The 26,740-nt window shown below is 67.5% G+C and carries 22 protein-coding genes and 1 pseudogene; 15 read left to right on the top strand and 8 right to left on the bottom strand.

The features are described 5' to 3' along the window. Nucleotides 1–6 precede the first annotated feature (6 nt). From CFB81_RS32620 to CFB81_RS32605, 4 genes are all read left to right on the top strand, one after another. Entirely contained in the window at nt 7–894 is an 888-nt protein-coding gene (locus CFB81_RS32620) for an alpha/beta fold hydrolase (RefSeq protein WP_179236135.1), read from the top strand. Continuing rightward, on the top strand, nt 891–2,522 hold the full coding sequence (locus CFB81_RS32615; protein ID WP_089437895.1) for a bifunctional 3-(3-hydroxy-phenyl)propionate/3-hydroxycinnamic acid hydroxylase: 1,632 nt from the start codon (nt 891–893) through the stop codon (nt 2,520–2,522). Before CFB81_RS32620 ends, CFB81_RS32615 begins: the two co-directional genes overlap by 4 nt. Then, a complete protein-coding gene (locus CFB81_RS32610) occupies nt 2,512–2,844 on the top strand; it encodes an NIPSNAP family protein (RefSeq protein ID WP_089437894.1) in 333 nt (110 codons plus the stop codon). The genes CFB81_RS32615 and CFB81_RS32610 overlap by 11 nt, the downstream gene beginning before the upstream one ends. 85 nt (nt 2,845–2,929) lie before the next feature. Further along, nucleotides 2,930–4,381 carry an NAD-dependent succinate-semialdehyde dehydrogenase gene (locus CFB81_RS32605; RefSeq protein ID WP_179236133.1) on the top strand — a complete coding sequence of 484 codons (1,452 nt, stop codon included), beginning with the start codon at nt 2,930–2,932 and terminating at the stop codon, nt 4,379–4,381. Nucleotides 4,382–4,435: 54 nt separating this feature from the next. On the opposite strand, the gene CFB81_RS32600 is transcribed toward CFB81_RS32605, so the two are convergent. Beyond that, the gene (locus tag CFB81_RS32600) at nt 4,436–5,164 is read right to left on the bottom strand and encodes an IclR family transcriptional regulator (protein ID WP_069620052.1); all 729 of its coding nucleotides are present in this window, start codon (nt 5,162–5,164) and stop codon (nt 4,436–4,438) included. Between the two features lie 320 nt (nt 5,165–5,484). Here CFB81_RS32600 and CFB81_RS32595 point away from each other — a divergent pair, with 320 nt between their 5' ends. Next, on the top strand, nt 5,485–6,540 hold the full coding sequence (locus CFB81_RS32595; RefSeq protein WP_089438164.1) for a porin: 1,056 nt from the start codon (nt 5,485–5,487) through the stop codon (nt 6,538–6,540). 63 nt (nt 6,541–6,603) lie between these two features. Here the strand turns inward: CFB81_RS32595 and CFB81_RS32590 are convergent, their stop codons facing one another. The 5 genes from CFB81_RS32590 to CFB81_RS32570 form a co-directional block, all read right to left on the bottom strand. Continuing rightward, complete coding sequence (locus tag CFB81_RS32590) at nt 6,604–7,752, bottom strand: porin (RefSeq protein ID WP_089437892.1); 1,149 nt, start codon at nt 7,750–7,752, stop codon at nt 6,604–6,606. 196 nt (nt 7,753–7,948) lie between these two features. Continuing rightward, on the bottom strand, nt 7,949–8,512 hold the full coding sequence (locus CFB81_RS32585; RefSeq protein WP_089437891.1) for a cytochrome b: 564 nt from the start codon (nt 8,510–8,512) through the stop codon (nt 7,949–7,951). 151 nt (nt 8,513–8,663) lie between these two features. Next, a complete protein-coding gene (locus CFB81_RS32580) occupies nt 8,664–10,028 on the bottom strand; it encodes an aspartate aminotransferase family protein (RefSeq protein ID WP_089437890.1) in 1,365 nt (454 codons plus the stop codon). A 62-nt stretch (nt 10,029–10,090) separates the two neighbouring features. Beyond that, nucleotides 10,091–11,533 carry an aldehyde dehydrogenase gene (locus tag CFB81_RS32575; protein WP_089437889.1) on the bottom strand — a complete coding sequence of 481 codons (1,443 nt, stop codon included), beginning with the start codon at nt 11,531–11,533 and terminating at the stop codon, nt 10,091–10,093. A gap of 265 nt (nt 11,534–11,798) precedes the next feature. Then, a complete protein-coding gene (locus tag CFB81_RS32570; protein ID WP_089437888.1) occupies nt 11,799–13,238 on the bottom strand; it encodes an APC family permease in 1,440 nt (479 codons plus the stop codon). 92 nt (nt 13,239–13,330) lie between these two features. Here CFB81_RS32570 and CFB81_RS36925 point away from each other — a divergent pair. Next, nucleotides 13,331–13,531 (top strand): annotated as a pseudogene (locus CFB81_RS36925) (RNA-guided endonuclease TnpB family protein); the annotation flags it as partial. A 125-nt stretch (nt 13,532–13,656) separates the two neighbouring features. Here the strand turns inward: CFB81_RS36925 and CFB81_RS32565 are convergent. Continuing rightward, the gene (locus CFB81_RS32565; RefSeq protein WP_043887960.1) at nt 13,657–14,601 is read right to left on the bottom strand and encodes a helix-turn-helix domain-containing protein; all 945 of its coding nucleotides are present in this window, start codon (nt 14,599–14,601) and stop codon (nt 13,657–13,659) included. A 576-nt stretch (nt 14,602–15,177) separates the two neighbouring features. On the opposite strand from CFB81_RS32565, the gene CFB81_RS32560 reads away from it, so the two are divergent. Beyond that, a complete protein-coding gene (locus CFB81_RS32560; RefSeq protein ID WP_069620058.1) occupies nt 15,178–16,506 on the top strand; it encodes an MFS transporter in 1,329 nt (442 codons plus the stop codon). A 51-nt stretch (nt 16,507–16,557) separates the two neighbouring features. Here CFB81_RS32560 and CFB81_RS32555 read toward each other — a convergent pair whose 3' ends face one another. Then, entirely contained in the window at nt 16,558–17,259 is a 702-nt protein-coding gene (locus CFB81_RS32555; protein ID WP_034209092.1) for a FadR/GntR family transcriptional regulator, read from the bottom strand. Between the two features lie 233 nt (nt 17,260–17,492). Here CFB81_RS32555 and CFB81_RS32550 point away from each other — a divergent pair, with 233 nt between their 5' ends. Genes CFB81_RS32550 through CFB81_RS32515 form a run of 8 tightly spaced genes read left to right on the top strand, consistent with a single transcriptional unit; the run spans nt 17,493 to nt 26,731 of the window. Continuing rightward, nucleotides 17,493–19,037 carry a sugar ABC transporter ATP-binding protein gene (locus CFB81_RS32550; protein ID WP_089437887.1) on the top strand — a complete coding sequence of 515 codons (1,545 nt, stop codon included), beginning with the start codon at nt 17,493–17,495 and terminating at the stop codon, nt 19,035–19,037. Beyond that, a complete protein-coding gene (locus tag CFB81_RS32545) occupies nt 19,030–20,061 on the top strand; it encodes an ABC transporter permease (RefSeq protein ID WP_089437886.1) in 1,032 nt (343 codons plus the stop codon). Before CFB81_RS32550 ends, CFB81_RS32545 begins: the two co-directional genes overlap by 8 nt. A gap of 38 nt (nt 20,062–20,099) precedes the next feature. Further along, on the top strand, nt 20,100–21,047 hold the full coding sequence (locus CFB81_RS32540) for an ABC transporter substrate-binding protein (RefSeq protein WP_069620061.1): 948 nt from the start codon (nt 20,100–20,102) through the stop codon (nt 21,045–21,047). A gap of 29 nt (nt 21,048–21,076) precedes the next feature. Continuing rightward, complete coding sequence (locus CFB81_RS32535) at nt 21,077–22,093, top strand: aldo/keto reductase (protein WP_089437885.1); 1,017 nt, start codon at nt 21,077–21,079, stop codon at nt 22,091–22,093. Beyond that, nucleotides 22,090–22,965, top strand: a complete 876-nt coding sequence (locus CFB81_RS32530) for an amidohydrolase (RefSeq protein ID WP_089437884.1) — start codon at nt 22,090–22,092, stop codon at nt 22,963–22,965. Before CFB81_RS32535 ends, CFB81_RS32530 begins: the two co-directional genes overlap by 4 nt. Before the next feature lie 22 nt (nt 22,966–22,987). Next, nucleotides 22,988–23,998 carry a zinc-binding alcohol dehydrogenase family protein gene (locus CFB81_RS32525; RefSeq protein WP_089437883.1) on the top strand — a complete coding sequence of 337 codons (1,011 nt, stop codon included), beginning with the start codon at nt 22,988–22,990 and terminating at the stop codon, nt 23,996–23,998. Between the two features lie 31 nt (nt 23,999–24,029). Then, entirely contained in the window at nt 24,030–25,211 is a 1,182-nt protein-coding gene (locus CFB81_RS32520; protein WP_089437882.1) for a D-mannonate oxidoreductase, read from the top strand. Continuing rightward, nucleotides 25,208–26,731, top strand: a complete 1,524-nt coding sequence (locus CFB81_RS32515) for a UxaA family hydrolase (protein ID WP_089437881.1) — start codon at nt 25,208–25,210, stop codon at nt 26,729–26,731. The genes CFB81_RS32520 and CFB81_RS32515 overlap by 4 nt, the downstream gene beginning before the upstream one ends. Nucleotides 26,732–26,740: the final 9 nt, after the last annotated feature.

Genomic DNA, 26,740 nt, shown 5'->3' with positions numbered 1-26,740 from the left:
CACATGATGAACACGGCGTCCGCCAAGGATGGTTGGATCGACAACGATGGATTGCGGCTGCACTACGTGAGCTGGGGGCGCGACGATGCGCCGACCGTGGTGATGCTGCACGGCTTGCGCAGTTACGCGCATACCTGGGCGCCCGTCGCCGCTGCGCTGGTCGACCGCTACCGGGTCGTCGCGCTCGATCAGCGCGGGCGCGGGCTGAGCGACTGGGATCCGCGGCGGGATTATTACGCGGCGGCCTACGTGCGCGATCTCGACGCATTGGTGCGTGAACTCGATCTGCGACGATTCGTGCTGGTCGGGCACTCGATGGGCGGCGCCAATGCGTTCGTCTACGCGGCATCGAATCCGGACCGGCTCGCCGGCCTCGTGATCGAGGACATGGGCCCGGGCGCGTCGGCCGGTTCGCAAGGCTCCGAGCGCATCAAGCGCGAGCTGAAGGAAACGCCGGACGCGTTCGCGTCGTGGGACGACGCGCGCGCGTTCTGGCGACGCCAGCGGCCGAACATCACGGAATCCGCGCTCGATTCGCGCCTCGAGCACTCGCTGAAAGAAGGCGAGGCCGGCCGGATCGTCTGGCGGCACGACGCGAAAGGGATCGCGGCCGCACGGCTGGCTGCGACGCCGGAGCAGCTCGTCCATCTGTGGCCGCTGATCCTCAACCTGCACGTGCCCACGTTGCTGTTGCGCGGCGGCGACTCGGATTTCCTGTCCGCAGACGTGGCGGCGGAAATGGCGGCAGCCAATGCGGAAATCGAACGGATCGACATTCCCGGCGCGACGCATTACGTCCACGACGATCAGCCCGATGCGTTCAATCGTGCATTGCGGTCGTGGCTCGATCGTCTCGACGATCCTGCATGGCGCAGCGGAGGCGTGGGCGAATGAAAGCGAACAACCGGAACCGGACGTCGGTCGCGATCGTCGGCGCGGGGCCGAACGGCGTCGCGATGGCGAATCTGCTCGGCCTTTACGGCGTCGCGACGGTGATCATCGAGAAGGCGGCGGACATCGTCGATTTTCCGCGCGCGGTCGGCATCGACGACGAAGCATTGCGGATGTTTCAGACCGCGGGGCTCGCCGACGAATTGAGCCGCGACATCATCCAGAACGTACCGTTGCGCATGTTCAAGGCGAACGGCGAATGCTTTGCCGACATCCGCCCGTCGATGCGCGAATTCGGCTGGTGGCGCCGCAACATCTTCATGCAGCAACTGGCCGAACACACGCTGCGCGCCGGGCTGGCGCGCTATCCGCACGTCGCGCTGCGGACCGGCGAGGAAGTGGTCGGCGTCGAGCAGGACGACCGATGCGTCACGTTGCAGGTGCGCGACGCCGACGGCCGGCAGTATGCGCTCGACGCCGATTACGTCGTGGCGGCCGACGGCGGGCGCAGCCCGATGCGCGACTGGCTCGGCATCAAGCTGGCCGGCACGACGCACCCGATCAAATGGGTCGTGGTCGACGTGAAGAACGCCGGGCTCGACCAGCCGTGCACGGCGCTGAACTGCGACCCGCGCCGCCCGAACGTATGCATCTATCTGCCGTTCAATTTCCGGCGCTGGGAGTTTCTCGTATTCCCGCACGAGGACGCCGAGGCGATCGCCCGGCCGGAATCGATCCGCGCGCTGATCGCGCCGTACGTCGACGACGTCGATCGTATCGAGATCGTGCGCGCACGAACCTATACGCACCATTCTCGCGTGGCCGAGCGTTTCGTGGCGGGCCGCGTGGCGCTCGTCGGCGACGCCGCCCACCTGAGCCCGCCGTGGATCGGCCAGGGCCTGAATGCGGGCTTGCGCGACGTCGGCAATCTCGCGTGGAAACTGGCAGGCGTCGTGAACGGCACGCTGGATCCCGGCGTGATCCCTACCTACGAATCGGAACGCCGCGACCACGCGAAGGCGATGATCGATCTCGCCGACACGTTCGGCGCGATGCTGATGCCGACCAACCGGGCCGTCGCGTTTCTGCGCGACCGGTTCCTCGGGCTCGCGCGATATGCGCCGGGCCTGAAGGACTACGTGCTGCAGATGCGCTTCAAGCCGATGCCGAGCTATACGCGCGGCGTCGTGCTGCCGGGCGCGCCGGGCGACGCGGCGGGCAGGATGATCGCGCAGCCCGACATCGAAACCGCCGATGGCGTGCGCCGCAAGCTCGACGACGTGCTCGGCCCGCGGTTTTCGATCGTCGGCTGGCAATGCGATCCGCAGGCGTGCCTGAGCGACGACGATCGCGCGTACTGGACGGCGCTGGGCGCGACCTTCGTTCAGGTCAACCGCTCGCGTAGCGGGACCGGCCGCGCACGGCGTGTGACCAGCGCGCACGGCAGCGTGTGCGTCGAGGACGTCGACAACGTGCTGGCGACGTGGTTCGACCGGCATCGCGGCCCGCTCGTGGTCGTGCGCCCCGACCGCTACGTGGCCGCGCAGACGGATGCCGGCGGCATCGCAGGCGTCACCGCGGCGTTTCGGACGTTTGCACCGCGTCAACGGGAGACCGCGGATGTTTGTTGAGCAACGCACCTACACGCTGGTGCCGGGCGGCGTCACCGAGTATCTGCGGCTCTATGCGGAATGCGGCCGCGTGCCGCAGGAGCACGCGCTCGGCACGATGGTCGGCTGTTTCGCGACGGAAATCGGACCGCTGAACCAGCTCGTCTATCTGTGGGCCTTCGATTCGCTGGACGATCGGGCCCGGCGTCGTGCCGTGCTGATGGCCGATCCCGAGTTCAGGACGTTTCGCGGCAAGGTCCGGCATCTGCTCGTCCGGCAGGAAAACCAGATCCTCCGACAGGAGATCGGCGGCCTGCTGCGCGCACCGCCGCCGGCCGCGTGACGCGATCGTCGCCCTGGCCATCATGCATCGTGCAGTTCCTACCGAGGTATCCGTCTTGATTCCGTTTACGCCGCTGACTTCCCGCATGACGCCTGATGCGCAACGCGATTACGCGTCCCTCCATCTATATATCGACGGCCGGTTCCTTCAGGCCGACGGCCGCCGCATGCAGCCCGTGCTCGATCCGGGAACCGGCAGCGTGCTCGGCGACTTGCCGCATGCGACGCCGGACGATATCGACGCCGCCGTGCGCGCCGCGCATCGCGCGTTCGCGACGTGGCGCCGCGAGTCGCCGCTCGCGCGCTCGGACATCCTGCGCCGCGCGGCTGCGCTGGTGCGCGAGCGGGCCGACGCGATCGGCCGTCACATCACGATGGACCAGGGCAAGCCGCTTCGCGAGGCGATCGCCGAGGTCGCGTCGTCCGCCGAGCAGCTCGAATGGCATGCGGAGGAGGGGCGTCGTACCTATGGCCGCGTCGTGCCGTCGCGCTCGCCGGACGTCGCGCAGACGGTGCTGCGCGAACCGATCGGCGTGTGCGCGGCGTTCTCGCCGTGGAATTTTCCGTTCAGCCAGGCGATGCACAAGATCGCGGCCGCGCTTGCGTCGGGCTGCACGCTGGTGCTGAAAGGGCCGGAGGAATCGCCGAGCGCGATCGTCGCGCTCGCGCGCATCTTTCACGATGCCGGCTTGCCCGCGGGCTGCCTGAACATCGTCTGGGGCGTGCCGGCCGACGTGTCCGCGCAGCTGATCGAGTCGCCGCTCGTGCGCAAGATCTCGTTCACGGGTTCGGTGCCGGTCGGCAAGCAACTGGCGGCGCTCGCCGCGTCGCACATGAAGCGCATGACCATGGAGCTGGGCGGGCATGCGCCGGTGCTGGTCTGCGCGGACGCGGAAATCGAGCGCGCCGCGACGATGCTGGCCGCGTACAAGTTTCGCAATGCCGGGCAGGTTTGCGTGTCGCCGACGCGTTTCTTCGTGCAGCGCCCGGTGTTCGACCGGTTCGTCGGCGCGTATCTCGAGGCGGTCGGCAAGATTCGCGTCGGCTATGGGCTGGAAGAGGCGACCACGATGGGGCCGCTTGCGCATGCGCGACGCGTATCCGAGATCGACGCGTTCGTTGCCGACGCGAAGGCAAAAGGGGCGGAGATCGCGTGCGGCGGGACGCGCGTGGGCGGGCCAGGGCACTACTTCGCGCCGACGGTCGTACTGGGCCCGACGTGCGATACGCGGCTGATGAACGAGGAGCCGTTCGGCCCGATCGTCGGGATCGTGCCGTTCGACGCGCTCGACGAGGCGCTCGACGAGGCGAACCGCTTGCCGTTCGGCCTTGCGTCGTACGCATTCACGACGTCGGCGCGCAATGCGCACCGGATCGGCCGCGCGCTCGAAGCCGGCATGGTCAACATCAATCACTTCGGGATGGGGCCGGCGGAGATTCCGTTCGGCGGCGTGAAGGACAGCGGTTTCGGCAGCGAGGGCGGCACGGAGGCGTTCGACGGCTATCTCGTCACCAAGTTCATCACGCAGATGAACTGATCGTGCGCACGTGGGCGGCCGGGCATGGCATCGTTCGCGATGCCGTGCGCATGCTCAGGTGGCGTCGCCGATCCGGGCGGTGGCGTCGATGAGGAGCTTGCCGAGCACGTGCTCGTCGAACAGCGCGAAGTGTTCGGCGCGAAAGACCAGCGACAGGCTGCTGTTGACTTCGCCGCTGCTGGCGGTGCGAATCGGCGCGGCGATACCGACGAACCCGGCGTCGAGTTCGCCGCGCGAGATCCAGTATCCCGCGTCGACGATCTGCTGGCAGGCGCGCCAGAACTGCGTCCAGTCGGCCGCGAACTCGCCCAGCTCGGCGTTGTGCCGTTCGTGCAGGCGCTTCAGCCGCGCACGCGACATCGCGGCGACGATCACCTTCGACGAAGCGCCCTGGAACAGCGGCATGATGCGGCCGCGGCCGAAGCCCAGTTGCAGGTTCTCGGCGCCGGTTTCGTGCATCACGTTGATGATCTGCTCGTCGAACAGCGTCGACACGAGCGCATCGCCGCCGGTGACCTGGACCAGCTTCTGGATGACGGGCTTCGCGGCGGTGAGCGTCGGGTCCGACTGCCGCATGTTGTAGTCGAGGTGGATGATGCGCGGGCCCAGCGTATAGCGGCCGTTGGTGCCGACGAGCAGGCCGACGGATGCCAGTTCCTTCACGTAGCGATAGCACGTGGTGCGCGAAAAGCCCATGTGCTCGGCGATTTCCTCGGCGGTCATCGACGTCGCGGACGAAGAGAAGACGTCGAGGATGGACAGCATTTTGGTGAGGCTCGACATGACGTAATCCGGGATCAGACGGCTTGCGGCTATGGAACGTGAACGACGAATGCGGTTTCGGGTTGCCGCGCTGCGGCACGGCATGCAGCGCCGCGGGCCGCGGGCGACAGGCCGTAGTCTAACTTAAGTCGTGCGGGCGGCTACCGGAGCCGCATCCGTGCATGCGCGGCAAGCGTGCGGGCCGCGTCGACGTGGTTCGTTTCGACATCCATTGATATGGATTCCTATTTTAAACGATGAAATAACACTGGATCGACGTTGCTGCCGCGCCGGTCGGTTCACGCGCGCATCGGCCGGTGAAATTCGATGAGGAGAAGCAGATGAAAGGGTGGTTCCGGATGGTGGCATGGTGCGGCTGCGGTGCCGTCGCACCGGCGTTCGCGCAATCGAGCGTGACGTTCTACGGCTCGCTGGACACGGGCGTGACCTATACGAGCGACGTGGCGTCCGCGCCACGTGGCGGGCGTCAGCTCGCGTTGCAGGCCGGCGTGTCGCGCAACGACGTGTGGGGCCTCACAGGCAGGGAGGATCTCGGCGGCGCCAATTTCGCGGTGTTCCGGCTCGAAAGCCAGTTCCAGACCTCCGACGGCGCGCTGACCGTGCCCGGCTCCGCGTTCAGTTCGCAAGCCTACATCGGGCTCGGCGGCGACTGGGGGACCGTGACGCTCGGGCGCCAGTTCGATTTCGTCGGCGATCTCATGCCGACCTTCGCGACTGGCGCGAACACGCCGGCCGGCCTGCTCGCGTGGGGGTTGCCGGCGAACGCGTCGGCGGGCGGTGCGCTCGACAACCGCGTGTGGGGCGTCCAGGTGAACAATGCGGTTAAGTACGTGAGCCCGACATTCGGCGGTGTGGCGTTCGGCGGCCTGTGGGGGTTCGGCAACGTGCCCGGCACGGTCGCGCGCAGCAGCGTGCAAAGCGCGATGCTGTCCTACACGCAAGGCGCGTTCAGCGCCGCGCTCGCTTATTTCGGCCAGCACGACGTGACGGCCGGCGGCAATCTGCGCAATGTCTCGGGTGGTGCCGGCTACAACGTCGGGCCGTTTCGCGTCTTCGGCATGGTGTCGGACGTGCGGATCAGCGCCGCCGCGCCGCTGCGGGCCACGACCTACGACGCCGGGCTGACCTATTCGGTCACGCCGTCGTTGCAACTGGGTGGCGGCTTCCAGTACCAGCAGCGCGGCGGCGACATCGGCTCGGCCAACCAGATCACGTTGAGCGCCGACTATTCGCTGTCGAAACGGTCCGGCCTTTACGTGGTATTCGCACGCGGGCACGACAGTGCGTATGGCGCGCAGGTCGAGGCGGCGCTCGGCGGGGCGGCGACCGGCTCGACGCAGACCGCGGTTCGGCTCGGCCTGCGGCATCAGTTCTGACGACGCGCGAAAAACACGGGCTGCCGGGTACGCCGCGCGCGAGCCCGTGTTTTTCCGCCACGTTCAGAACCGATGCATCATCCCGACGCGCAACGCCAGCTGGTTGCGGCCCGACGATTGTCCGGCCGTGCCGAGCACGTGCGCGTAGTCGAAGTCGGTGCCGGTATGGCCGGTTGCATGCTGGTACGCGCCCTGGATGTACGTCGAGGTCCGCTTGCTCAGATCGTAGTCGAGCATCATCGATGCCTGGTGCCAATTCGGCGACGCATCGCCCGCCGCCGTCGCGACATGCGCATGCGTGTACGTATAGGCGGCGCCGAGCCAGAGGTCCGGCCGGAAGAAATACTGGCCGCTGACCTCGAAGTTGTCGAATTTCCACGCGTTCTGCGAGCCTGCCGCCGGCTGGTTCGCGAAGTACAGATTCGACTCGGGGTTGGTCACGTCGACGTGCGAATACGCGGCGGACAACGTCAGCTTGTCGCTGAACTTGTACGATGCGCCCGCGTCGATGTTCTGCTGCGAGCGGCCGCTGAAGACCGTATCGTCGCTCGACAATGCACCGCCCGCGGTTGCGCCGCCGTTGTTGGCCTTCAGATATGCGACGGCGGCGGAGAACGCGCCCGCCTGGTACTGCACGGCGGCGCTGTAGACGCGGTTCCGCGCGAAGCCGCCCGCCTGGTTGGCGAGCCCGTAGAGCACTTCGCCCTTGAAGCCGGCGTAGGAGGGCGACACGTACTTGACGCTGTTCTGGATGCGGTAGTCCCAATCGGCGTTGTCGTTGTCGTACGGGTGCGCGCCGAAGTCGCCGAGCCAGTTGCCGGTGGCCGTGAACGGGCTCCACATGTCGAGCGTGGGGTCGTACTGGCGGCCGAACGTGAGCGTGCCGAACCGGTCGGAATCGAGCCCGACGTAGGCTTGCCTGCCGAACATCCGCGACGTCACGCCGAGCGCGCCGGTGCTCGCATTGAAGCCGTTCTCGAGCTGGAACAGCGCTCTCAGCCCGCCGCCGAGATCCTCGGTGCCTTTCAGCCCCCAGTTGCTGCCGACGGTATCGCCGCTGACCATCTGGTAAGCCTTGCTGCCGCCCGCGTTGCTCGTGAAATTGACGCCTTCGTCGATCAGGCCGTACAGCGTCACGGTGCTTTGCGCATGGGCCGTCAGGCCGAATCCCATGGCGCTCGCGGCCGATACGGCCGCCATCATCTTCTTCATCGTCGATCTCCAGGTGTGGACGGCCCACGCGGCGCGGCACGGTTTCCGACGGCGTGCGTCGGCACCGGACGCGTGCAGCGTGTCCGCTTGTAGTTAGTAAAACGAAATATGAAATTTGAAGAAAGGAGGCCCGCCGCGATCGCGGCGGACCGAATACGGAACCTCGCCGGGCGCGCGGTTCCGCGTGGCGGCGGCGTTACAGCATCCGCCGCAGCACGTCGTTTTCCGGGTTGCGGTCGAAGAACCGATGTTTCAGCGCGCCAAGCACATGCAGCACGATGAGCGCGAGCAACGTATAGGCGAGCGTTTTGTGCAACCACTGAAACGCCTCGAACCAATGGTCGTTCTTCGGCAACAGCTCGGGTACGCGGAAAAAGAAGAACGGCACGCCGTCGCTCTGCGTATACGTGCTGGACATCGAATAGCCCATCAGCGGCACCACGATCGCCAGCGCGTACAGCAGGTAATGGCCGATCCTGGCGAGCTTGCGATCGAGCGTCGGCAGGGTGGACGGCAGCGGCGGCAACGGCTTCATCGAGCGAATTGCCAGTTGCGTGACGACCACCAGCAGCGTGAGCACGCCGAACTCCTTGTGGGTCGGATAGTACCAGTCGAACCTGGCCGGCAGGTTGTCGTCGAGCCGGACCATCGTCCATCCGGTCCAGAGCTGCGCACCGATCAGGATCGCCCTGACCCAGTGCAGGAGCCGAAGCGCGAGCGGGTATTTCTCCACCGTGTATGCAATGGTCTGGTTTTCCATTTGACTTGTCTTCCTTTGAAACGACACTGCGACAGGCGGGGCGCCGACCGTCTATTTCGACGTACCGCACCGATCTTCGTCGAACCGAGGCCGGATGGCGACGCGCACGAGCCTTCGGCGAAAAGTCCGTGCGCCGGGCGGGTTCGCGCGCTCAGGCGATCGCCAGCGAATCCGCGCAGCATTCCTGCAGCGCTTCGCGCAGGGTCACCGCGATGAAGTCGGCTTCGTCCTGCCGCAGTGTCAACGGCGGCGACATCACCACCTTGTTCGCGATCGCCCGCACCAGCACGCCGCGCCGGCGTGCGGCATCGGCCACGCGGGCGGCGAACCCCTGGCCCGGATCGAGCGGCGTGCGGCTGGCCTTGTCGGTCACCAGATCGAGCGCCAGCATCAGCCCCTTGCCGCGGACGTCGCCGACGGTCTCGAAGTCGGCCTTCAGCGGCAGCAACTGCTCGAGCAGGCGCTGGCCGACCCGCGCCGCATTGCCCGGCAGATCCTCGGCCTCGACGATGTCGAGCACGGCGAGCGACGCGGCGCACGCGAGCGGATGCCCGCTGTACGTATAGCCGTGCATGACCACGTGCGAGAAGCCCGCGCCATGCTCGATCGCGTCGGCGATGCGCCCGTTGTACAGCGTCGCGCCAAGCGGCACGTAGCCGGCGGAAATGCCCTTGGCGACGCACAGGATGTCGGCGGCGACGCCCCAGCCGCGGCTGCCGAGCAGGCTGCCGGTGCGGCCGAAGCCGGTGACCACCTCGTCGGCGATCAGCAGGATGCCGTTGCGGTCGCATACGGCCCGCACGCGCGGCCAGTAATCGGCTGGCGGGACGATCAGGCCGCCCGCGCCCTGCACCGGCTCGGCGACGAACGCGGCAATGGTCTGCGGGCCGTGGAACGCGATCGTTTCCTCGAGCTGCCGAATGCAGTGCTCGACGAGCTGGTGCGGATCTTCGCAATTCCACGGATTGCGATAAAGCCACGGCGTGTCGAGCAGCACGCAGCCGGGCAGCAGCGGACCGTGATTGTAATGGTAGACGCCGTTGCCGCCGATCGACGTGCCGCCCATGTGCACGCCGTGATAGCCGTTGCGCAGCGACAGGAATTTCGTGCGCGACGGCTCGCCCGCGGCGACCCAGTACTGGCGCGCCATCTTGAGCGCGGTCTCGATCGCGTCGGAGCCGCCGCTGCCGAACATCACCCGCTGCATGTCTTCCGGCGCGAACATCGCGCACAGGCGGTCGGCCAGGTCGTAGACGCGCGGATGGGCGACGCCGTCGAAAGTCTGGTAGTACGACAGCTCGTCCATCTGGCGCGCGATCGCGCTTTTCACCTCCGGCCGGTTATGGCCGACGTTGACGTTCCACAGTCCGCCGACGCCGTCGAGCATGCGGTGGCCGTCGACGTCGTACACGTAGTTGCCGTCGCCGCGCGCGATGATCACGGTGGGGGTCGTATGTCCGGCGGCCGCCGAGCTCATCGGGTGCCAGAATCGCTTTTGACGCTTTTGATAGTCCATGGTGTCTCTCGTCTCTCTTACGAAGTGCTTGAACAGATGGCGGCGCGGTGTGCGCCGCGGGATCACAGGGCTGCGGTGACGATCTTTTCCTCGAGGTACGAATCGAGCGCGGCCTTCGACAGGTCGCGCCCGATCCCGCTTTGCTTGGTGCCGCCCCACGGCAGGCGTGCGTCGATCGGGCTCCATGCATTGATCGCGACCGCGCCGACGTCGAGCCGCTCGGCGACGCGGTGCGCGGTGCCGACGTCCTGCGTCCACACCGAAGCGGACAGGCCGAACGGCGTGTCGTTGGCGATGCGAACGGCGTCGTCCTCTGTCTCGAACGGCATGACCATGCCGACCGGGCCGAACACTTCGTCGCGGGCGATCCGCATGCCGGGATGGACGCCACCCAGAATCGTCGGGCGCATGAAGCAGCCGCGCGGCGGCACCTGTTCGTCGCCGGCGAGCATGACGGCCCCTTCGGCGAGCGCGCCGTCGACGAGCGCACGCACGCGCGCGAGGTGACGCGGGTTGATCAGCGCGCCCATCTGCACGCCGGGCTCCGACGGCGGACCGATGCGCATCGCCCGGGCCGCGTCGGCAAGCCGTTCTTCGAGTGCCTGCGCGATCGAGCGGTGCGCGAGCACGCGCGAGCCGGCCGCGCACGTCTGCCCCTGGTTCGCGAACATGCCGGCCACCAGCGACGGAATCGCACGGTCTAGATCGGCATCCGCGAACACGATCTGCGCGGCCTTGCCGCCGAGTTCGAGCGTGACGCGCTTGAAGGTCTTCGCTGCCACGCCCGCGATCGCGCGGCCGACTTCGGTGCTGCCGGTGAAACTGATCTTGTTCACGAGCGGGTGCGCGACCAGCGCGGCGCCGACTTCCGCGCCGACGCCGTGGACGATGTTGACGACTCCGGCGGGAAGGCCGGCTTCGCAGACGAGCTCGCCGAGCCGGGCGACGGCCAGCGGCGCGTCCTCCGACGGCTTGATGACCACCGGGCAGCCGGCCGCGAGCGCCGGCGCGAGCTTCCACACCGCGATCATCAACGGCGCGTTCCACGGGATGATCTGACCGGCGACGCCCACCGGCGCACGCCGCGTGTAGCTGAGCGTCGGGCGGCCCATGAAGCCGTCGGTCGGAATCGTGCGGCCCTCGAGCTTGTCGGCCCAGCCGGCGAAGTAGCGCAGCGTGTCGATGCACATCGGCAGGTCCATCATCCGCATCTCGGCAAGCGGGCGCCCCTGTTCGACGGCCAGGCATTCCGCCAGCGCGTCACGGTCGCGCTCGACCAGGTCCGCCAGCCGAAGCAGCCAGCGAGCCCGGGCCGAGCCGCCCGCGCGTGCCCACGCGTCGCCGTGCAGCGCGGCGTGCGCGGCACGCACCGCGCGATCGACGTCTTCGGCGGTCGACGCGGGCACGGCGGCAACGTAATCGCCGGTCGCCGGCGCCAGCTTTTCGAAGGTACGGCCGGGCGCTGCGTCGCAATGCCTGCCGTCGATCAGATTCTGAATTTTCATCGTGGTGTTCCGTGTTTCCCAGGGGCGAATCGTCGGGCCGAACGGGTGAGGGCGATGGCAACTGCCCGTGGTCCGGCTTCGACGTCGCATTCACTGTATGTCGATGAAAACGCGCGCCTTGTCCGCTATCGGCAATCGTTGAGGCGCGATCGGGATAGGGAATACCCGTGCCGGCGCGACGCATGGCGCGTCGCGTCGGCAGCGGGAAATGCGCGGGGAGTGAACAACGAGACGACGGTGCGGCGCGGCACCGTCCGGGCAGCGACTACTGCGCGGCGCGCCCGAGTTCGCGATACAGGTCGGGGTCGCTGCGCTTCAAGCGCAGCGCGGCGCGGATGCCGAGCGCGCCGACGGCGACGAGGAAATACGGAAACATCGCGACGAAGGTCGAATCCGATCCGCTCAGCACGGACAGGTTGCGCACGACGAGCACGAGGCACGCGCCGAGCGCGATCACGCTGACGAGCGGCGCGATCAGCCGGTGCACGACGCCGGCGTCCCGATGATCGCGCGCGAAGAACACGATCACCGACGCCGCCACCAGGATCTGCACCGCGATGATGCCGATCGTGGCCAGTGCGCTCATCCACGAGAACACGACCGCGAACGGATCCAGGCGGAACGCGGCCGATCCGGCGATAGCCGCGAGCGCGATCAGCGTCTGCACCTTGCCGGCGACGTCCGGGCAACGATGCACGGGGCACGTATGGCCGAGCTTGCGCCACAGCACGCGTTCGCGACCCATCGCGTAGAAATAGCGCGTGATCGTGTTGTGGAACGACAGGATGGCCGCGAACAGGCTCGTGACGAGCAGCACGTTCATCGCGTCCGTCGCGATGCCGCCGAGCAGCCGGCCGCTGACGGCAAACCAGAGATTGGCCGGATCGCGCGCGGCCTGCGCGGCGATCGCGTGCTCGCCCCAGGCCTCGACGATCGCCCACGACGACAGCGCGTAGAACGCCATGATGAGGATCACGGCCAGGTAGGTGGCGCGCGGAATCGTGCGCTTCGGGTCGCGCGCCTCCTCGGAGAAGATCGCCGTCGCCTCGAAGCCCATGTACGAGCCGAGCACGAATACGAGCGCGGTGCCGAGCCCGGGCGCGAACACCGTCGCGGGGCTGAACGGTTTCGCGCTGAAGCCGCCGGCGCTCGCGCCGTGCACGACGATCGCGAGATCGAGCAGCATCACGATCGCGATTTCGCCGATCATCAGCATGCCGAGCAGCCGGCCGCTGAACTCGATGCGTCGCGCGCCGCAGAAGTGGACCGCGACGACGCACGCGAGCGCGAATGCCCACCACGGCACGTCGACGCCGTAGTGCCGCTGGATGCTGTCGTTCAGGAAGAAGCCGAACATGCAGTAGATCGCGATCTGCACCGCGTTGTACGCGACGATCGCGACGAACGCGCCGCCCACACCGGCGGGGCGTCCGAGCCCGTTCGCGATGTATGCATAGAACGCGCCCGCATTGGAGATGTGTCGGCTCATCGCGGCATAGCCGATGCTGAAGATCAGGTACATGACGCCCGCCAGCACGAATACGCCGGGCACGCCGGGGCCGTTGCCGAGCGAGAACGCGGCGGGCGTCGCGCCGACCATCGCGGTGAGCGGCGCGGCCGCGGCAACGACGAAGAAGACGATGTGGGAGAGTCCGACGGCGTTCTTGCTGAGCCCCGCTTCGGACCGGGGTGACGATTCGTTCATCAGAATTTGCTCCGGGAAACTCCGCCATTGATGGCGGGAAGGAAAGGCGTGCGGTTGACAGGCAGCGTCTTCCACGGGTCGGGATCACCGGCATGATCCTTGTCTGCCGCTACCGGGTGAAGTCGCTCAACGGACTGCTCAACAAGCAGAGCCGTGCGGTGAACTACGTCCGGAACTGCTGCAATGACACGCAGAAGCACGCGCGCAAGTGGAGCAAGAAGTAGCCGCCGGGATTCGATCTGAACACGGGTGTGCGCCTGGACGGCCGCTCGATGCGGTGCAGCGCGCATGCGCGCAGGGCCGACGACAAAAATTTACGGTGCCGAAAAAACGGGCGTTGTCCGTAATCGGCAATCCGCATGCGCGGGAGCGGCAGGGGATTACCCGGATGCGACGCCGCCATGCGGTTGTCGCGCACTCAGCTCAGGCGCGGCGTGTGCGACGGCAGCTCGTGGAAATGCTGCTGGTAGTACGCGGAGAAGCGCCCGAAGTGGCAAAAGCCGAATTGCGCCGCCGCGTCGCCGATCCGCATCGTGTCGGGCGTCGTCATCAGGAAGCGGCGCACGGCGTTCAGCCGGATCGAGCGGAGGTAGGCGGTCGGCGTGGTGCCGACCACGTTCTGGAAGCTGTATTGCAGCGTGCGGCGGCTGATCCGCAGGTGGTGACAGAGATCGATCACCGTCGGCACGTCGTCGGATTCCAGTGCGATTTCCTGGCTGCGGCGCACGATGTAGCTTTGCGTCGATGCCGACGGCAGTGCACCCGCATCCGGATCGTCGGACTGCACGAGATCGAGCAGGATGCCGACGACACTGTGCGCGAGCACGCGTTCGTCGAACGCATCGCGCGCGGTGAGCGAACCGCTGTCGAGCGCCTGGCCCAGCACGCGTTCGAGGCCGTCCAGTGCGCTGCGGTAGCGCGCGGGCGAGATCGGCAGCACCGGCTGCTTCAGGATGCGGGCGGGCAGGTTCGCGAGTTCGTCCAGCTCGCGATCGGCGGTGAGCGTGCGGTCGATCGTGAACGCGAGCACCTCGGTGTCGCACGGCAGATGGGCGACGAACTCCTCGCCGCCGCGCAGCGTCAGCAGGCTCGGGCGCTCGACGGTGCGCCCCTGGACCACCGGCGCGACCGCACTGGCGATCGGCAGCGCGAAGCAAAGCCGGTCGCGCGGCGCGAGGCCGTGCTGCATCACGCGCTGGTTGATGCGTTCGCGAAAGACGTGAAAGCGCTGGGCGGCGACCTGGCGCAGCGTGGTCGTCGCGGTGCCCGGACTGATCTGGTCGTAGTGCTGCGACCAGTTCACGATCGCCTGGGAATGGAGGAACACATCCGAGAAGCACAGTGTTTCAGCGCGCAGGTTCATGGCGTGGCGAATGCATTCCGTTTCAAATTCGATGCCGGCCGAAGCCGGCTCATGCTGCGGGCGCGGGCAACGCGACCGCACCATGCGCGCGCCACCCGGACGGCTTTCCGAAGGCGCGTGCGACACGGTCAGTCCTGCCGACGATCATATCCAGAAAAAAACACTGCGTGACGCGATCGAAAAGCCCGCGGGTGCTTGTCGAGCGAGCACCGTGCGGAAGGCGACGGAGCGTAACCGAACCGAAAGAAATTCGGGGGCAGCTATGTCGACAAACGACTGTTGTTGGCAATCGTATTTTTATGAATCTCATTATAAGGGATTAAGTTTATTTTTGAGGTGGGGTTTACACATGGCGTCGCGCGTGACCTGGTAACGCGGGCTGCATGGTCAAGGCGATCGAGCAAGATCGAGGTTTGATTACAAAACTGACGAATGAAGGCCGGCAGCATGGCGCAGGCGACACACAAAGGCTTCTCTCATGTTAACTACCAATAAATCCCGAAATACGGGATTTGTATAATTGCCTCGCAACGCCTCGCTTGTTCGTGACGCATGTCCACATACCGGGAGCGGTCCATGTCCGAGTCACCCCCTGCCTTGTTGTATCGTCGGATCGCGCTGCGCGTGATTCCGTTTCTGTTCGTCTGCTACGTGATCAACTTCATCGATCGCGTCAACATCGGCTTCGCCAAGCTGCAGTTCCTGCAGGACCTCGGCTTGAGCGAAGCCGTATTCGGCTCCGCGACGGCCATCTTCTTCATCAGTTACGCCGCATTCGAGGTGCCGAGCAACCTGGTGCTGGCGCGCATCGGCGCGAGCCGCACGCTGATGCGGATCATGGTGCTGTGGGGCCTGTGCACGGTGGCGCAGATGTTCGTGACCGGCAGCGTGTCGCTGTACGTGGTGCGCTTTCTGCTCGGCGCCGCCGAGGCCGGCTTCTTTCCGGGCCTGATCCTGTACCTGTCTTACTGGTTTCCGGATGCGGTGCGCGCCCGTGTCAACAGCGTGCTGCTGCTCGCCGTTCCGGTCGCGGGGATGATCGGCGGGCCGCTGTCCGGCTGGATCATGGCGCACCTGCAGGACACGATGGGGTTGCGCGGATGGCAGTGGCTGTTCCTGATCGAGGGATTGCCGGCGATCGCGCTCGGGCTGGTTGCGCCGCTGATGCTGAGCGACCGGCCGGAACGGGCGGCATGGCTGTCGCCTGCGGACCGGCAGGCGCTCTTGCGCGATCTGGACGCGGAGCGGGCGTCGGCCGTGGTCGGCCATGACCGGGCGGGCGTGCTCGACATCGTTCGCAACGCGCGTGTGCTGGGGCTTGCGGCGATCTATTTCTGCGTCTACGTCGGGATGGGAACGGTGACGTTCTGGTCGCCGACGGTGCTGAAGGCGGCCGGGGTGGCGAGCGTCAGCGGAATCGGTTGGTTGTCCGGACTGATTTCCGTCTTCACGATGATCGGTAACGTGGCGATCGCATGGAGTTCCGACCGATCCGGCGAGCGCCGCTGGCATACGGTGGCCTGCATGCTCGTCACCGCGTGCAGTCTGCTGCTCCTGCGCTTCTCGGTCGGCCATGTAGGGATCACCGTGGCCTTGCTTGCGATTGCGCAGCTGTGCGCGTTCACCGTGCCGATCGTGTTCTGGACGATTCCGGCTGCCCAGCTGACCGGCCGGGCGGCGGCCGCGGGCATCGCGGTGATCAGCATGCTGGGTTCGCTTGGCGGCGCGTTCAGTTCGTGGCTGGTCGGCGTCCTGTTCGCACGTACCGGCGCGCCGTATGCCGGGTTCGCGGTGGTCGCGGGGCTGCTGGTGGTCGGCTCGGTGCTGGTGACCAGCCTGGTGCCGCGCACGCTGCCGTCGCGCCGCACGGCGAGCGAGCGGGCGGCGTTGCAGGGCGTCGAATAGCGCGTGGGCGGGGCTGCGCGCTCGCCGGCGCGTGCCCGCGCCCGCGCACGCTCAATCCGGATCGGCTTTCAGCCCACCCTCGATCCACCGCGCTTCGGACGCGCGAAGGTGCGCGCGAATGGCCGTCTGGGCCGCGATCGGATCGCCGGCCTGCAACGCGAGGAGCACGTCCTCGTGCTCGCGCACGGCGGCGGTCCACGTCTGCGGATTCTCCGCGTGGCCGCGCATCGCGGTCGCGATCGGGTCGTGGCGGCTGTCGAACAGCTCGCCGACGAAGCGGGTGAGCACCGAATTGCCGGCGGCTTCCGCGATCAGCATGTGGAACTGCCGGTCGGCTTCGACCGGCGATTTGCCGGCCTCCGCGAGCCGCTTCATGCGCTGCACCGTGCGGCGCAGGCGCTCGAGCATCGCGGCCGTCATCCGTGCGGCGGCCAGCGCGGCGACGCTGCCTTCGACGGCCGCGCGAGCCTGCATCAATTCCGACGGACTGTCGCCGAGCGTGGCCATCGGGCCGACAGCGTCGGCCGCCGTGTCGCGGACGTACACGCCGGAGCCCATCCGGATCTCGATCTGGCCGCCGATTTCCAGCGCGATCAACGCCTCGCGAAGCGATGGGCGCGATACGCCGAGCGTCAGCGCCAGCTCGCGCTCCGGCGGTAGCCGCTCGCCGATCGCGAATTCGCCCTGACGAATCAACGCGACGATCTGGGCCGCGACCGATTGGTAAAGCCGCTTGGGTTCTGTCGATTTCATCCGATTGATAGGGATCAATGCGCTTTCGGCGCAAGCGCGTGTCGCGGAGTCTATCACGCCTCCGGCTTTGCCCCGTGTGGCGGCGGGTTCATCCGGATGTCGGGGTTTTCACTATTGGTAAGATCGGATGAGAATAGCTAAATTGGCTTGACCAAAATGGGTTTGATTGCTGTAATTCATCCAAATTGGACTGACCGGATAGTGCCGCGGTCGATCCATCCCAAGGAGACGCAATGGCAATGCCTCGCAATCTGCCCGGTCAGGCCGCGCACGACGAAGCGGACCGGGAGATCCTGCGCCTGGACGGAATTCGCAAGCGCTTCCCGGGCGTCCTCGCGCTCGACGGGATTCGCCTCGACCTGCGCCGCGGCGAGGTGCATGCGGTGTGCGGCGAGAACGGCGCGGGCAAGTCGACGCTGATGAAGATCATCAGCGGCCAGTACCTGCCCGACGACGGCGTCGTTCACTATCGCGGCGCACCGGTGCGGTTTCGTTCGGCATCCGAAGCGCAGGCGGCGGGCATCGCGATCATTCACCAGGAACTCAATCTCGTCCCGCACCTGAGCGTGGCGGAGAACCTGTTCCTCGCACGCGAGCCGCGGCGCGGGCCGTTCGTCGATGCGAAGCGCATGAATGCGGATGCGGCGCGCTGCATCGCGCGCATCGGTCTGAACGTGGCCCCGACGACGAAGGTCGGCGTGCTGTCCATCGCGCAGCAGCAAATGATCGAGATCGCGAAGGCGCTGTCACTCGACGCGCGCGTGCTGATCATGGACGAGCCCACGTCGTCGCTGACGGAAGCGGAAACGGCGCAGCTCTTTCGCATCATCGCGGAACTGCGCGCCGACGGCGTGGCGATTCTGTATATCTCGCACCGGCTCGACGAAATGGCGCAGATCGTCGATCGCGTGACCGTGCTGCGCGACGGGCGCCACATCTCGACGGACGATTTCGCCGACGTGAGCATCGACGACATCGTCGCGCGCATGGTCGGACGTACGCTCGACGACGCCTATCCGTCGCGGCAGTCGGTGCCGACCGACGACGTGCTGCTCGACGTGCGGGACCTGCGCCGCGATGGCGTGTTCGGGCCGGTGTCGTTCGCGCTGCGCCGCGGCGAGATCCTCGGTTTCGCGGGATTGATGGGCGCCGGGCGCACCGAGATCGCCCGCGCGATCTTCGGCGCGGATCGTCCCGACGGCGGCACGATCGCGCTGCACGGCCGGCCCGTGACGATCCGCTCGCCGCGCGAGGCGATCCGGCACGGCATCGCGTATCTGTCGGAGGACCGCAAGGAGGAGGGGCTCGCGCTGTCGATGCCCGTCGCGGCGAACCTCACGCTCGCGAACGTGCGCGGCATTACATCGCGCTTCGGGTTCCTGCGCTTCGACGACGAGCTCGACGTCGCGCGCCGCTACGTGCAGGACCTCGCGATTCGCACGCCGTCCGTGCACCAGCGCGTGCGCAACCTGTCCGGCGGCAATCAGCAGAAGGTCGTCATCGGTAAATGGCTGTACCGCGGCTCGAAGATCCTGTTCTTCGACGAGCCGACGCGCGGCATCGACGTCGGCGCGAAGTTCGCGATCTACGGGCTGATGGACCGGCTCGCCGCCGACGGCGTCGGCGTGGTGCTGATCAGTTCGGAATTGCCCGAACTGATCGGCATGACCGACCGGATCGCCGTGTTTCACGAAGGTCGATTGACCGCGGTTCTCGACACTCAACACACCAGTCAGGAGGAGATCATGCACTACGCGTCGGGGCGTTCCCATGCTTGAAATGACATCCGATCGAAGCCGGGCCGACGAGCGGGCGGCGCGACAGCGGCGACGCGACCTGATCCAGAAGTTCGCGGCGCTGGGCAGCCTCGTCGTGCTCGTGTTCGCGTTCTCGATATCGAGCGCGGCGTTCTTCTCGGTCGACAACCTGATGACGGTCGGCCTGCAGGTCACATCGATCGCCTATCTGGGCGTGGCCGCCACCTGCGTGATCATCACGGGCGGCATCGACCTGTCGGTCGGCTCGGTGCTCGCGCTGGCCGGCGTGTGCGCGGCGCTGCTGGTCAAGGCCGGCGTGCCGGTGCCCGCGGCGATGGCGGCCGGCATCCTGGTCGGCGCGCTGTGCGGGCTCGTCAACGGCGTCTGCGTGACGCAGATGGGCCTGCCGCCGTTCATCGCGACGCTCGGCATGATGCTCGTCGCGCGCGGCATCGCGCTGCAGATCACCGGCGCCCGGCCGGTATCGGATCTCGGCGACGCGTTCGGCGCGCTCGGCAACGGCGCGCTGCTGAGGATCTCGCGCATCGGCGCGGACGGGTTCCCCGATACGACCTTTCCCGGCATCCCGTATCCGGTCGTGATCATGGTCGTGCTGTTCGTCGTGGTGTCCGTGCTGCTGTCGAGAACGTCGCTCGGCCGTCATATCTACGCGGTCGGGTCGAACGCGGAAGCGGCTCGGCTGTCGGGCGTGAACGTGCAGGGCGTGAAGCTGTTCACCTACGTGCTGTCCGGCGCGCTCGCGGGCGTGACCGGCTGCGTGCTGATGTCGCGGCTCGTCACCGGGCAGCCGAACGAAGGCGTGATGTACGAGCTCGACGCGATCGCCAGCTCGGTCATCGGCGGCACGTCGCTGATGGGCGGCGTCGGCACGATCTCCGGCACGGCGATCGGCGCGTTCGTGATCGGCGTGCTGCGCAACGGCCTGAACATGAACGGCGTATCGAGCTTCATCCAGCAGATCATCATCGGCGTCGTGATCCTCGGCACGGTGTGGATCGACCAGTTGCGCAATCGCCGGCCCTGACCGGCAGCAGTCCCTACCCACGAGAAGCGGAGCGAGACATGAACAAATCCATCCTGCCGGCGGTATCGGCGTGCGTGTTCGCGGTATGCAGCAGCGGCGCGTATGCGGCCGGCGGCGAGATCGCGGTGATCGTCAAGACGGTCAATTCGAATTACTGGCAGAACGTGCAGAAGGGCGCGAAGTCGGCGCTCGACGGCGCCAAGGGCTACACGATGACGTTCCAGGGCCCGGCGGCCGAGTCCGACATCAGCGGACAGGTCAACATGGTCGACAACGCGGTCACGCGTCACGTGGCGGGCATCGTGCTCGCGCCGTCCGATCCCGATGCGCTCGTGCCCGCGATCAAGAAGGCGTGGGAAGCGCACATTCCCGTCGTGCTGATCGACTCGGCGATCGCGGACGCGGGCAAGCCGTACTACCAGGCGTTCCTGTCGACCGACAACGAGAAGGCGGGCGCGCTGTGCGCGAAGGCGCTGATCGACCGCGTCGGGCAGTCCGGCAAGATCGCGATCATGTCGTACGTGCCGGGCGCGGGGTCCGAGGTCAGCCGCGTCGGCGGGTTCCGGAAATACATCGAGAGCCATTCGAAGCTGCAGATCGTCGGCCCGTACTACTCGCAATCGCAAATGGCGACCGCGCTGAACCAGACGACCGACGTGCTGTCGGCGAACCCTGACCTGAAGGGCATCTTCGGCGCGAACGAGCCGACCGCGGTCGGGATGGGCCGTGCGCTGAAGCAGTCGGGCAAGGCGGGCAAGGTGGTGGCGATCGGGTTCGACGGCAACGAGGACCTGCAGGGCTTCGTGCGCGACGGCACCGTGCAGGCGATCGCCGTGCAGGGCTCGTGGCAGATGGGGAATCAGGGCGTGCGCACGGCGCTCGACGTGATCGAGCGCAAGCCCGCGCCGAAGCTGATCGATACCGGCGTCGTGATGGTCGACAAGCAGAACCTCGATTCGCAAGCGGCGAAGAACGTCCTGTACTGATTCCTTTTCCCCGCATCCAGTCACGCCTCATGAACGCAAACGATACGCGCACCTTGCCGCGCAGCGGGCTGACGGTGTCCGCGCTCGGCCTCGGTTGCTCGCAACTCGGCGGTCTTTATCGGCCGATGTCGGGTGCCGACGCCGCCGCGCTCGTCGACGCCGCGTGGACGGCCGGCCTGCGCTATTTCGACACCGCGCCGTATTACGGCTACACGCTGTCCGAGCGGCGCGTGGGGGCCGGGCTCGCCGCGCGCGAGCGCCGCGCCTTCACGCTCAGCACGAAGGTCGGGCGGCTGATGCGCGCCGACCCGAGCGTACAGCCGGGCGACGACGGCTGGGCCGAGCCGCTGCCGTTCCGGCCGGTCTACGACTACAGCTACGACGGCATCATGCGTTCGCACGACGACAGCCGGCAACGGCTCGGGCTTGCGCGCGTCGACATGCTGTACGTGCACGACATCGGCGCGATGACGCATGGCGATCGTCACGCGCACTACTGGGAACAGTTGACCCGCGGCGGCGGGTTTCGCGCGCTCGACGCGTTGCGCTCGGATGGCGAGATCGGCGCGTTCGGTCTCGGCGTGAACGAATGGGAAGTCGCGGCCGACGCGCTGAACGAAGCGGCGCTCGATGCGGTGCTGCTCGCCGGCCGCTATACGCTGCTCGAACAGACGGCGCTCGCACCGCTGCTCGACGCGTGCGCCCGTGACGGGACGGCGATCGTGATCGGCGGCGTGTTCAATTCCGGCCTGCTCGCCGGCAACGGCAAGTTCGACTATGCGGACGCGAGCGCCGACGTGATCGACAAGGCGACGCGGCTCGGCGCGCTGTGCAACCGCTTCGACGTGCCGCTTCCCGCCGCTGCGTTGCAGTTTCCGTTCGGCCATCCGGCCGTCGTGTCGTGCGTGGTGGGCGCGCGCAGCGTGGCCCAGTTGAAGCAGAACATCGATTGGTTCGAGCGCCCCGCGCCGGCCGAGCTGTGGGATGCGCTGCGCGACGAAGGTCTGATCGACGCGCACGCGCCGGTGCCGGGAGCACGCGCATGACTACACGGATCGACGCTCATCAGCATTACTGGCGAATCGGTGCGCGAGCCGGCTGCTGGCCGCCGGCCGAACTCGATGCGATTCACCGGGACTTCGGCCCGGCCGATCTCGCGCCGCTGCTCGATGCGGCGCGCATCGATACCACCGTCCTCGTGCAGTCGCTGCCGAGCGAAGCCGATACGCGCTTTCTGCTCGATCTCGCGGATGAAACGCCGACCGTCGGCGCGGTGGTCGGCTGGGTCGACCTGAAGGCCGACGACGCACCGGCCCGAATCGCGGCGTTTGCATCCGCGCCGAAGGCGCGCGGTTTGCGACCGATGCTGCAGGATCTGCCCGACGACGCGTGGATCGACGATCCGCGGCTGGATCGCGCGGTCGCCGCGATGCGCAAGCATGCGCTGGGTTTCGATGCGCTGGTGATGCCCCGCCATCTCGATGCGCTGCATGCGTTCGCGCGACGCCATCCGGATCTGCCGATCGTGATCGACCACGGCGCGAAGCCGTTCATCGAGCGCGGCGAATTGCAGCCGTGGCTGTCCGCGATGAGCCGGCTCGCGCGCCTGCCGAACCTTCACTGCAAGCTGTCCGGCCTCTGGACCGAAGCGGGGCCGACGGCCGGCCCGGATGCGGTGCGCGCGCGCACGCGGCCGTATGTCCACGCGCTGGCCGAGTTGTTCGGGCCGACGCGCTTGATGTGGGGTAGCGACTGGCCGGTGCTGCGGCTGGCGTCGGCGTGCGGCGGCTATGGCGAATGGCTGGCCGCGTGCGAGGACGATTGTGCGCGGTGGCTCGGCGCCGCGGCGCTGGACGGCCTCTTCGGCGGCAACGCGCGCCGCTTCTACCGGATCGACACCGCACGCCACGACGAATGAACCAGAACGAAAGGAAACCGACATGCTCAGCGTGATTTGCGAATCCCCCGGCGTGCTGCGCGTGCAGCATCGCGAACCGCCCGTGCGCGGCAGCGGCGAAGTGCTGTTGCGCGTGCAACGGGTCGGCATCTGCGGCACCGACCTGCACATCTTCACCGGCAACCAGCCGTACCTCGACTATCCGCGCGTGATGGGTCACGAGCTTTCCGCGGTCGTCGTGGAGGCCGAGCCGGAGTCGGGGCTCGGCGCCGGGGACGCGGTATACGTGATGCCGTATCTGTCGTGCGGACACTGCGTCGCATGCCGTCACGGCAACACGAACTGCTGCGTGAACATCAAGGTGCTCGGCGTGCATCGCGACGGGGCGCTCGCCGAATACCTGAGCGTACCCGCGCAGTTCGTTCACAAGGCCGACGGCATTTCGCTCGACCAGGCGGCGATGCTGGAATTTCTCGCGATCGGCGCGCATGCGGTGCGGCGCGCGGACGTCCGCGCTGGACAGCGCGTGCTGGTCGTCGGCGCCGGGCCGATCGGCATGGCCGCGATGATCTTCGCGAAGCTGCGCGGCGCCGATGTCACGTGCCTCGACACGCGGGCCGACCGGCTGGCGTTTTGCCGCCAGCATCTGGCGGTCGATGCGGCGGTGGAGGTGGGGGAAGACGACGCGGCGCGTCTCGCGGCGTTGACGAACGGCGAGTATTTCGATGCGGTGTTCGACGCGACCGGCAACCTCGATGCGATGAATCGCGGTTTCGAATTCGTCGCGCACGGCGGCAAATACACATTGATCTCGATCGTGCGCGGGCACGTCGCGTTTTCGGATCCCGAATTCCACAAGCGCGAAACCACGCTGCTCGCGAGCCGTAATGCGACGGCCGAGGATTTCGCGACGGTGCTCGACGCGATGCGTGCAGGGCACATTCCGGATCGCGCGCTGAACACGCACCGGATGCGGCTCGAAGAGGTGCCGGACGCGCTGCCGCGTTTGCTGGATGCGGGGCAGACCGTCGTGAAGGCGCTCGTCGAATGCTGATCCAGCGAATCAGGCACGCGGGGCACCCACGATGACGCTGCCGATCCTGCAGTTCGGCACGAGCCGCTTCCTGCTCGCGCACGTCGATCTGTTCGTCTCCCAGGCGCTGGATGACGGCAACGCGATGGGCGGCATCGGCATCGTGCAGACGACCGGCAACCCGGCCAGCCGCGCCCGCATCGACGCGTTGCGCGCCACCGGCCGCTATCCGGTACGGATTCGCGGGCGCGACCGCGGCGGCGTGGTCGACGAAGTCGTCGAGTGTCACGCCGTGCATCGCGCATGGGACGCCGAGCGCGACTGGGCGGAGATACGCGGCGCCGCGATCGAGACGGTGCGCGTCATCGTGTCGAATACCGGCGACGCAGGCTATCGCGCCGATCCGCGCGACACCGTGGACCTGCTGGCCCAGCCCGGGCACGCGCCGCACGGTTTTCCGGCGAAGCTGCTCGCGCTGCTGCATGCGCGCTGGCAGGTGCGGCCTGATGACGGCGTTTCCGTCCTGCCTTGCGAACTGGTGACGAACAACGGCGATACGCTGCGCGACATCGTGCTGGGCCTCGCACATCAGTGGCGGCTGCCCGACGCGTTCGCCGGCTATCTGCGCAACCGCTGCATCTGGGTCAACTCGCTCGTCGACCGCATCGTGTCCGAGCCGCTCGATCCGGTCGGCGCGATCGCGGAGCCCTACGCGCTATGGGCGATCGAGCGGCGGGCGGGCATGGCGCTGCCGTGCCGGCACGCGCAGATCGTCGTCACCGACGATTTGCGCAGCCACGAGCGCCTGAAGCTGTTCTTCCTCAATCTCGGACACAGCTGGCTCGCGGAGCAGTGGCTCGCGGCCGGGCGCGATGCGTCGGAAACGGTGCTGGACGCGATGAACGATGGGCGGCTGCGCGACGGTCTCGAGGCCGTGTGGCGCGACGAAGTCGCGCCGGTATTCGTTGCGCTGGGCTTGCGGGAAACGGCGGAACGCTACGTCGACAGCGTGCGCGAGCGCTTTCTCAATCCGTTTCTCGCGCATCGCATTGCCGATATCGCGGTCAACCATCGCGAGAAGGTGGCGCGGCGGATCGAGCCGTTGCTCGCGCTCGCGGATTCGCTGGCGCTGCCGGCCGAACAACCGCGGTTGCGGCAACTCGTCGCCCGCTATGAGCCGGTGGTCGGCACTTCGGCGGCCGGCATCGCAACCACAGGGAGAAGACCATCGTGAAGCAACCGGCAATCGTGATCCTTCACGGCAACGACAACGTCGCCGTCGCGCTCGACGCGCTGGCGCCGGATGTGCCGATCGACGTGCGCGGTGCACCGTTGCGACTGGCGGATGCGGTGCCGGCCGGGCACAAGGTCGCCACAGCGCCGATCGCGCGCGGCGGCTCGATCATCAAATGCGGGCAACCGATCGGCGTCGCGCTGCGCGACATCGCCGCGGGCGAGCACGTGCACGTGCACAACGTCGGGATGCCCGATCGGCATGCGCACGGCGACGGGCCTGTCGGCGGCGCGCACGACGTCGCGACGGATCGCCGCGATACCTTCGACGGATTCGTGCGGACCGACGGCAGCGTGGGGACCCGCAATTACGTCGGCGTGATTGCGAGCGTCAACTGTTCGGCGAGCGTCTGTCATGCGATCGCCGATGCATACCGGCACGGCGCGCTCGATGCGTTCGGTCACGTGGACGGCGTCGTCGCGATTACCCATCAGAGCGGCTGCGGGATGTCCGCGACCGGGGACGGCATCGAACTGCTGCGGCGCACGCTCGTCGGCTATGCACGGAACCCGAATTTCGCCGGCGTGCTGCTCGTCGGCCTCGGCTGCGAGGTCAACCAGGTCGGCGCGCTCGCGGAACGGCTCGACGCGGCGGCGCCCGACACCGTGCGCACGCTGGTGATCCAGGACGAGGGCGGCGTGCGCGACACGATTGCCAAAGGCGTGTCGATCGTGCGCGAATTGGTGAACGCGGCCGACGGCGCGCGTCGGAGCACCGTGCCGGCAGCGCGGCTGACGGTCGGCCTGCAATGCGGCGGCTCCGACGGCTACTCGGGCATCACCGCGAACCCGGCGCTCGGCGCGGCCGTCGACTTGCTGGTCCGCAACGGCGGCACCGCGATTCTGTCCGAGACGCCGGAGATCTACGGCGCCGAGCATCTGCTGATTGCGCGGGCGGCGTCGCGCGACGTGGCCGAGCGCCTGCTCGGCCGGTTGCAGTGGTGGGCGCGCTACGTCGCCGACCACGGCGGCGAAATGAACAACAACCCGTCGCCCGGCAACCTCGCCGGCGGCATCACGACGATTCTCGAGAAATCGCTCGGCGCGGTGTCGAAGGGCGGCCGCTCGCCGCTGCGCGCGGTCTACGACTATGCGGAGCCGGTGCGGCAAGCCGGACTCGTGTTCATGGACACGCCCGGTTACGACCCGGTGTCGGCCACCGGGCAGATCGCCGGCGGCGCGAATCTCGTGTGCTTCACGACGGGCCGCGGTTCGGTGTTCGGCTCGAAGCCGGTGCCGACGATCAAGATCGCGACGACGAGCGGCCTGTTCGAGCGGATGCAATCGGACATGGATTTCGACAGCGGCGGGATCGTCGCCGGTTCGCTTTCGGTCGGCGAAGCGGGCGAGCGGCTGTTCCGGCTGATGCTCGACGTCGCGTCAGGACGCAGATCCCGCAGCGAGGACAACGGCATCGGCGAACGCGAGTTCGTGCCGTGGCTGCGCGGCGCGGTCATGTGACGCTCGACG

Source organism: Burkholderia sp. AU28863, from assembly GCF_002223195.1.
Classification (GTDB): domain Bacteria; phylum Pseudomonadota; class Gammaproteobacteria; order Burkholderiales; family Burkholderiaceae; genus Burkholderia; species Burkholderia sola.
The sequence above is the reverse complement of the archived record's forward strand: the minus strand, read 5'-3'. Positions and strand labels throughout refer to the sequence as shown.

What these genes read in the sequence shown, in the direction of transcription:
- CFB81_RS32620 (WP_179236135.1), top strand. Translation starts at nt 7, where the DNA reads ATGAACACGGCGTCCGCCAAGGATGGTTGGATCGACAACGATGGATTG.
- CFB81_RS32615 (WP_089437895.1), top strand. Translation starts at nt 891, where the DNA reads ATGAAAGCGAACAACCGGAACCGGACGTCGGTCGCGATCGTCGGCGCG.
- CFB81_RS32610 (WP_089437894.1), top strand. Translation starts at nt 2,512, where the DNA reads ATGTTTGTTGAGCAACGCACCTACACGCTGGTGCCGGGCGGCGTCACC.
- CFB81_RS32605 (WP_179236133.1), top strand. Translation starts at nt 2,930, where the DNA reads ATGACGCCTGATGCGCAACGCGATTACGCGTCCCTCCATCTATATATC.
- CFB81_RS32600 (WP_069620052.1), bottom strand. Translation starts at nt 5,164, where the DNA reads ATGTCGAGCCTCACCAAAATGCTGTCCATCCTCGACGTCTTCTCTTCG.
- CFB81_RS32595 (WP_089438164.1), top strand. Translation starts at nt 5,485, where the DNA reads ATGAAAGGGTGGTTCCGGATGGTGGCATGGTGCGGCTGCGGTGCCGTC.
- CFB81_RS32590 (WP_089437892.1), bottom strand. Translation starts at nt 7,752, where the DNA reads ATGAAGAAGATGATGGCGGCCGTATCGGCCGCGAGCGCCATGGGATTC.
- CFB81_RS32585 (WP_089437891.1), bottom strand. Translation starts at nt 8,512, where the DNA reads ATGGAAAACCAGACCATTGCATACACGGTGGAGAAATACCCGCTCGCG.
- CFB81_RS32580 (WP_089437890.1), bottom strand. Translation starts at nt 10,028, where the DNA reads ATGGACTATCAAAAGCGTCAAAAGCGATTCTGGCACCCGATGAGCTCG.
- CFB81_RS32575 (WP_089437889.1), bottom strand. Translation starts at nt 11,533, where the DNA reads ATGAAAATTCAGAATCTGATCGACGGCAGGCATTGCGACGCAGCGCCC.
- CFB81_RS32570 (WP_089437888.1), bottom strand. Translation starts at nt 13,238, where the DNA reads ATGAACGAATCGTCACCCCGGTCCGAAGCGGGGCTCAGCAAGAACGCC.
- CFB81_RS32565 (WP_043887960.1), bottom strand. Translation starts at nt 14,601, where the DNA reads ATGAACCTGCGCGCTGAAACACTGTGCTTCTCGGATGTGTTCCTCCAT.
- CFB81_RS32560 (WP_069620058.1), top strand. Translation starts at nt 15,178, where the DNA reads ATGTCCGAGTCACCCCCTGCCTTGTTGTATCGTCGGATCGCGCTGCGC.
- CFB81_RS32555 (WP_034209092.1), bottom strand. Translation starts at nt 17,259, where the DNA reads ATGAAATCGACAGAACCCAAGCGGCTTTACCAATCGGTCGCGGCCCAG.
- CFB81_RS32550 (WP_089437887.1), top strand. Translation starts at nt 17,493, where the DNA reads ATGGCAATGCCTCGCAATCTGCCCGGTCAGGCCGCGCACGACGAAGCG.
- CFB81_RS32545 (WP_089437886.1), top strand. Translation starts at nt 19,030, where the DNA reads ATGCTTGAAATGACATCCGATCGAAGCCGGGCCGACGAGCGGGCGGCG.
- CFB81_RS32540 (WP_069620061.1), top strand. Translation starts at nt 20,100, where the DNA reads ATGAACAAATCCATCCTGCCGGCGGTATCGGCGTGCGTGTTCGCGGTA.
- CFB81_RS32535 (WP_089437885.1), top strand. Translation starts at nt 21,077, where the DNA reads ATGAACGCAAACGATACGCGCACCTTGCCGCGCAGCGGGCTGACGGTG.
- CFB81_RS32530 (WP_089437884.1), top strand. Translation starts at nt 22,090, where the DNA reads ATGACTACACGGATCGACGCTCATCAGCATTACTGGCGAATCGGTGCG.
- CFB81_RS32525 (WP_089437883.1), top strand. Translation starts at nt 22,988, where the DNA reads ATGCTCAGCGTGATTTGCGAATCCCCCGGCGTGCTGCGCGTGCAGCAT.
- CFB81_RS32520 (WP_089437882.1), top strand. Translation starts at nt 24,030, where the DNA reads ATGACGCTGCCGATCCTGCAGTTCGGCACGAGCCGCTTCCTGCTCGCG.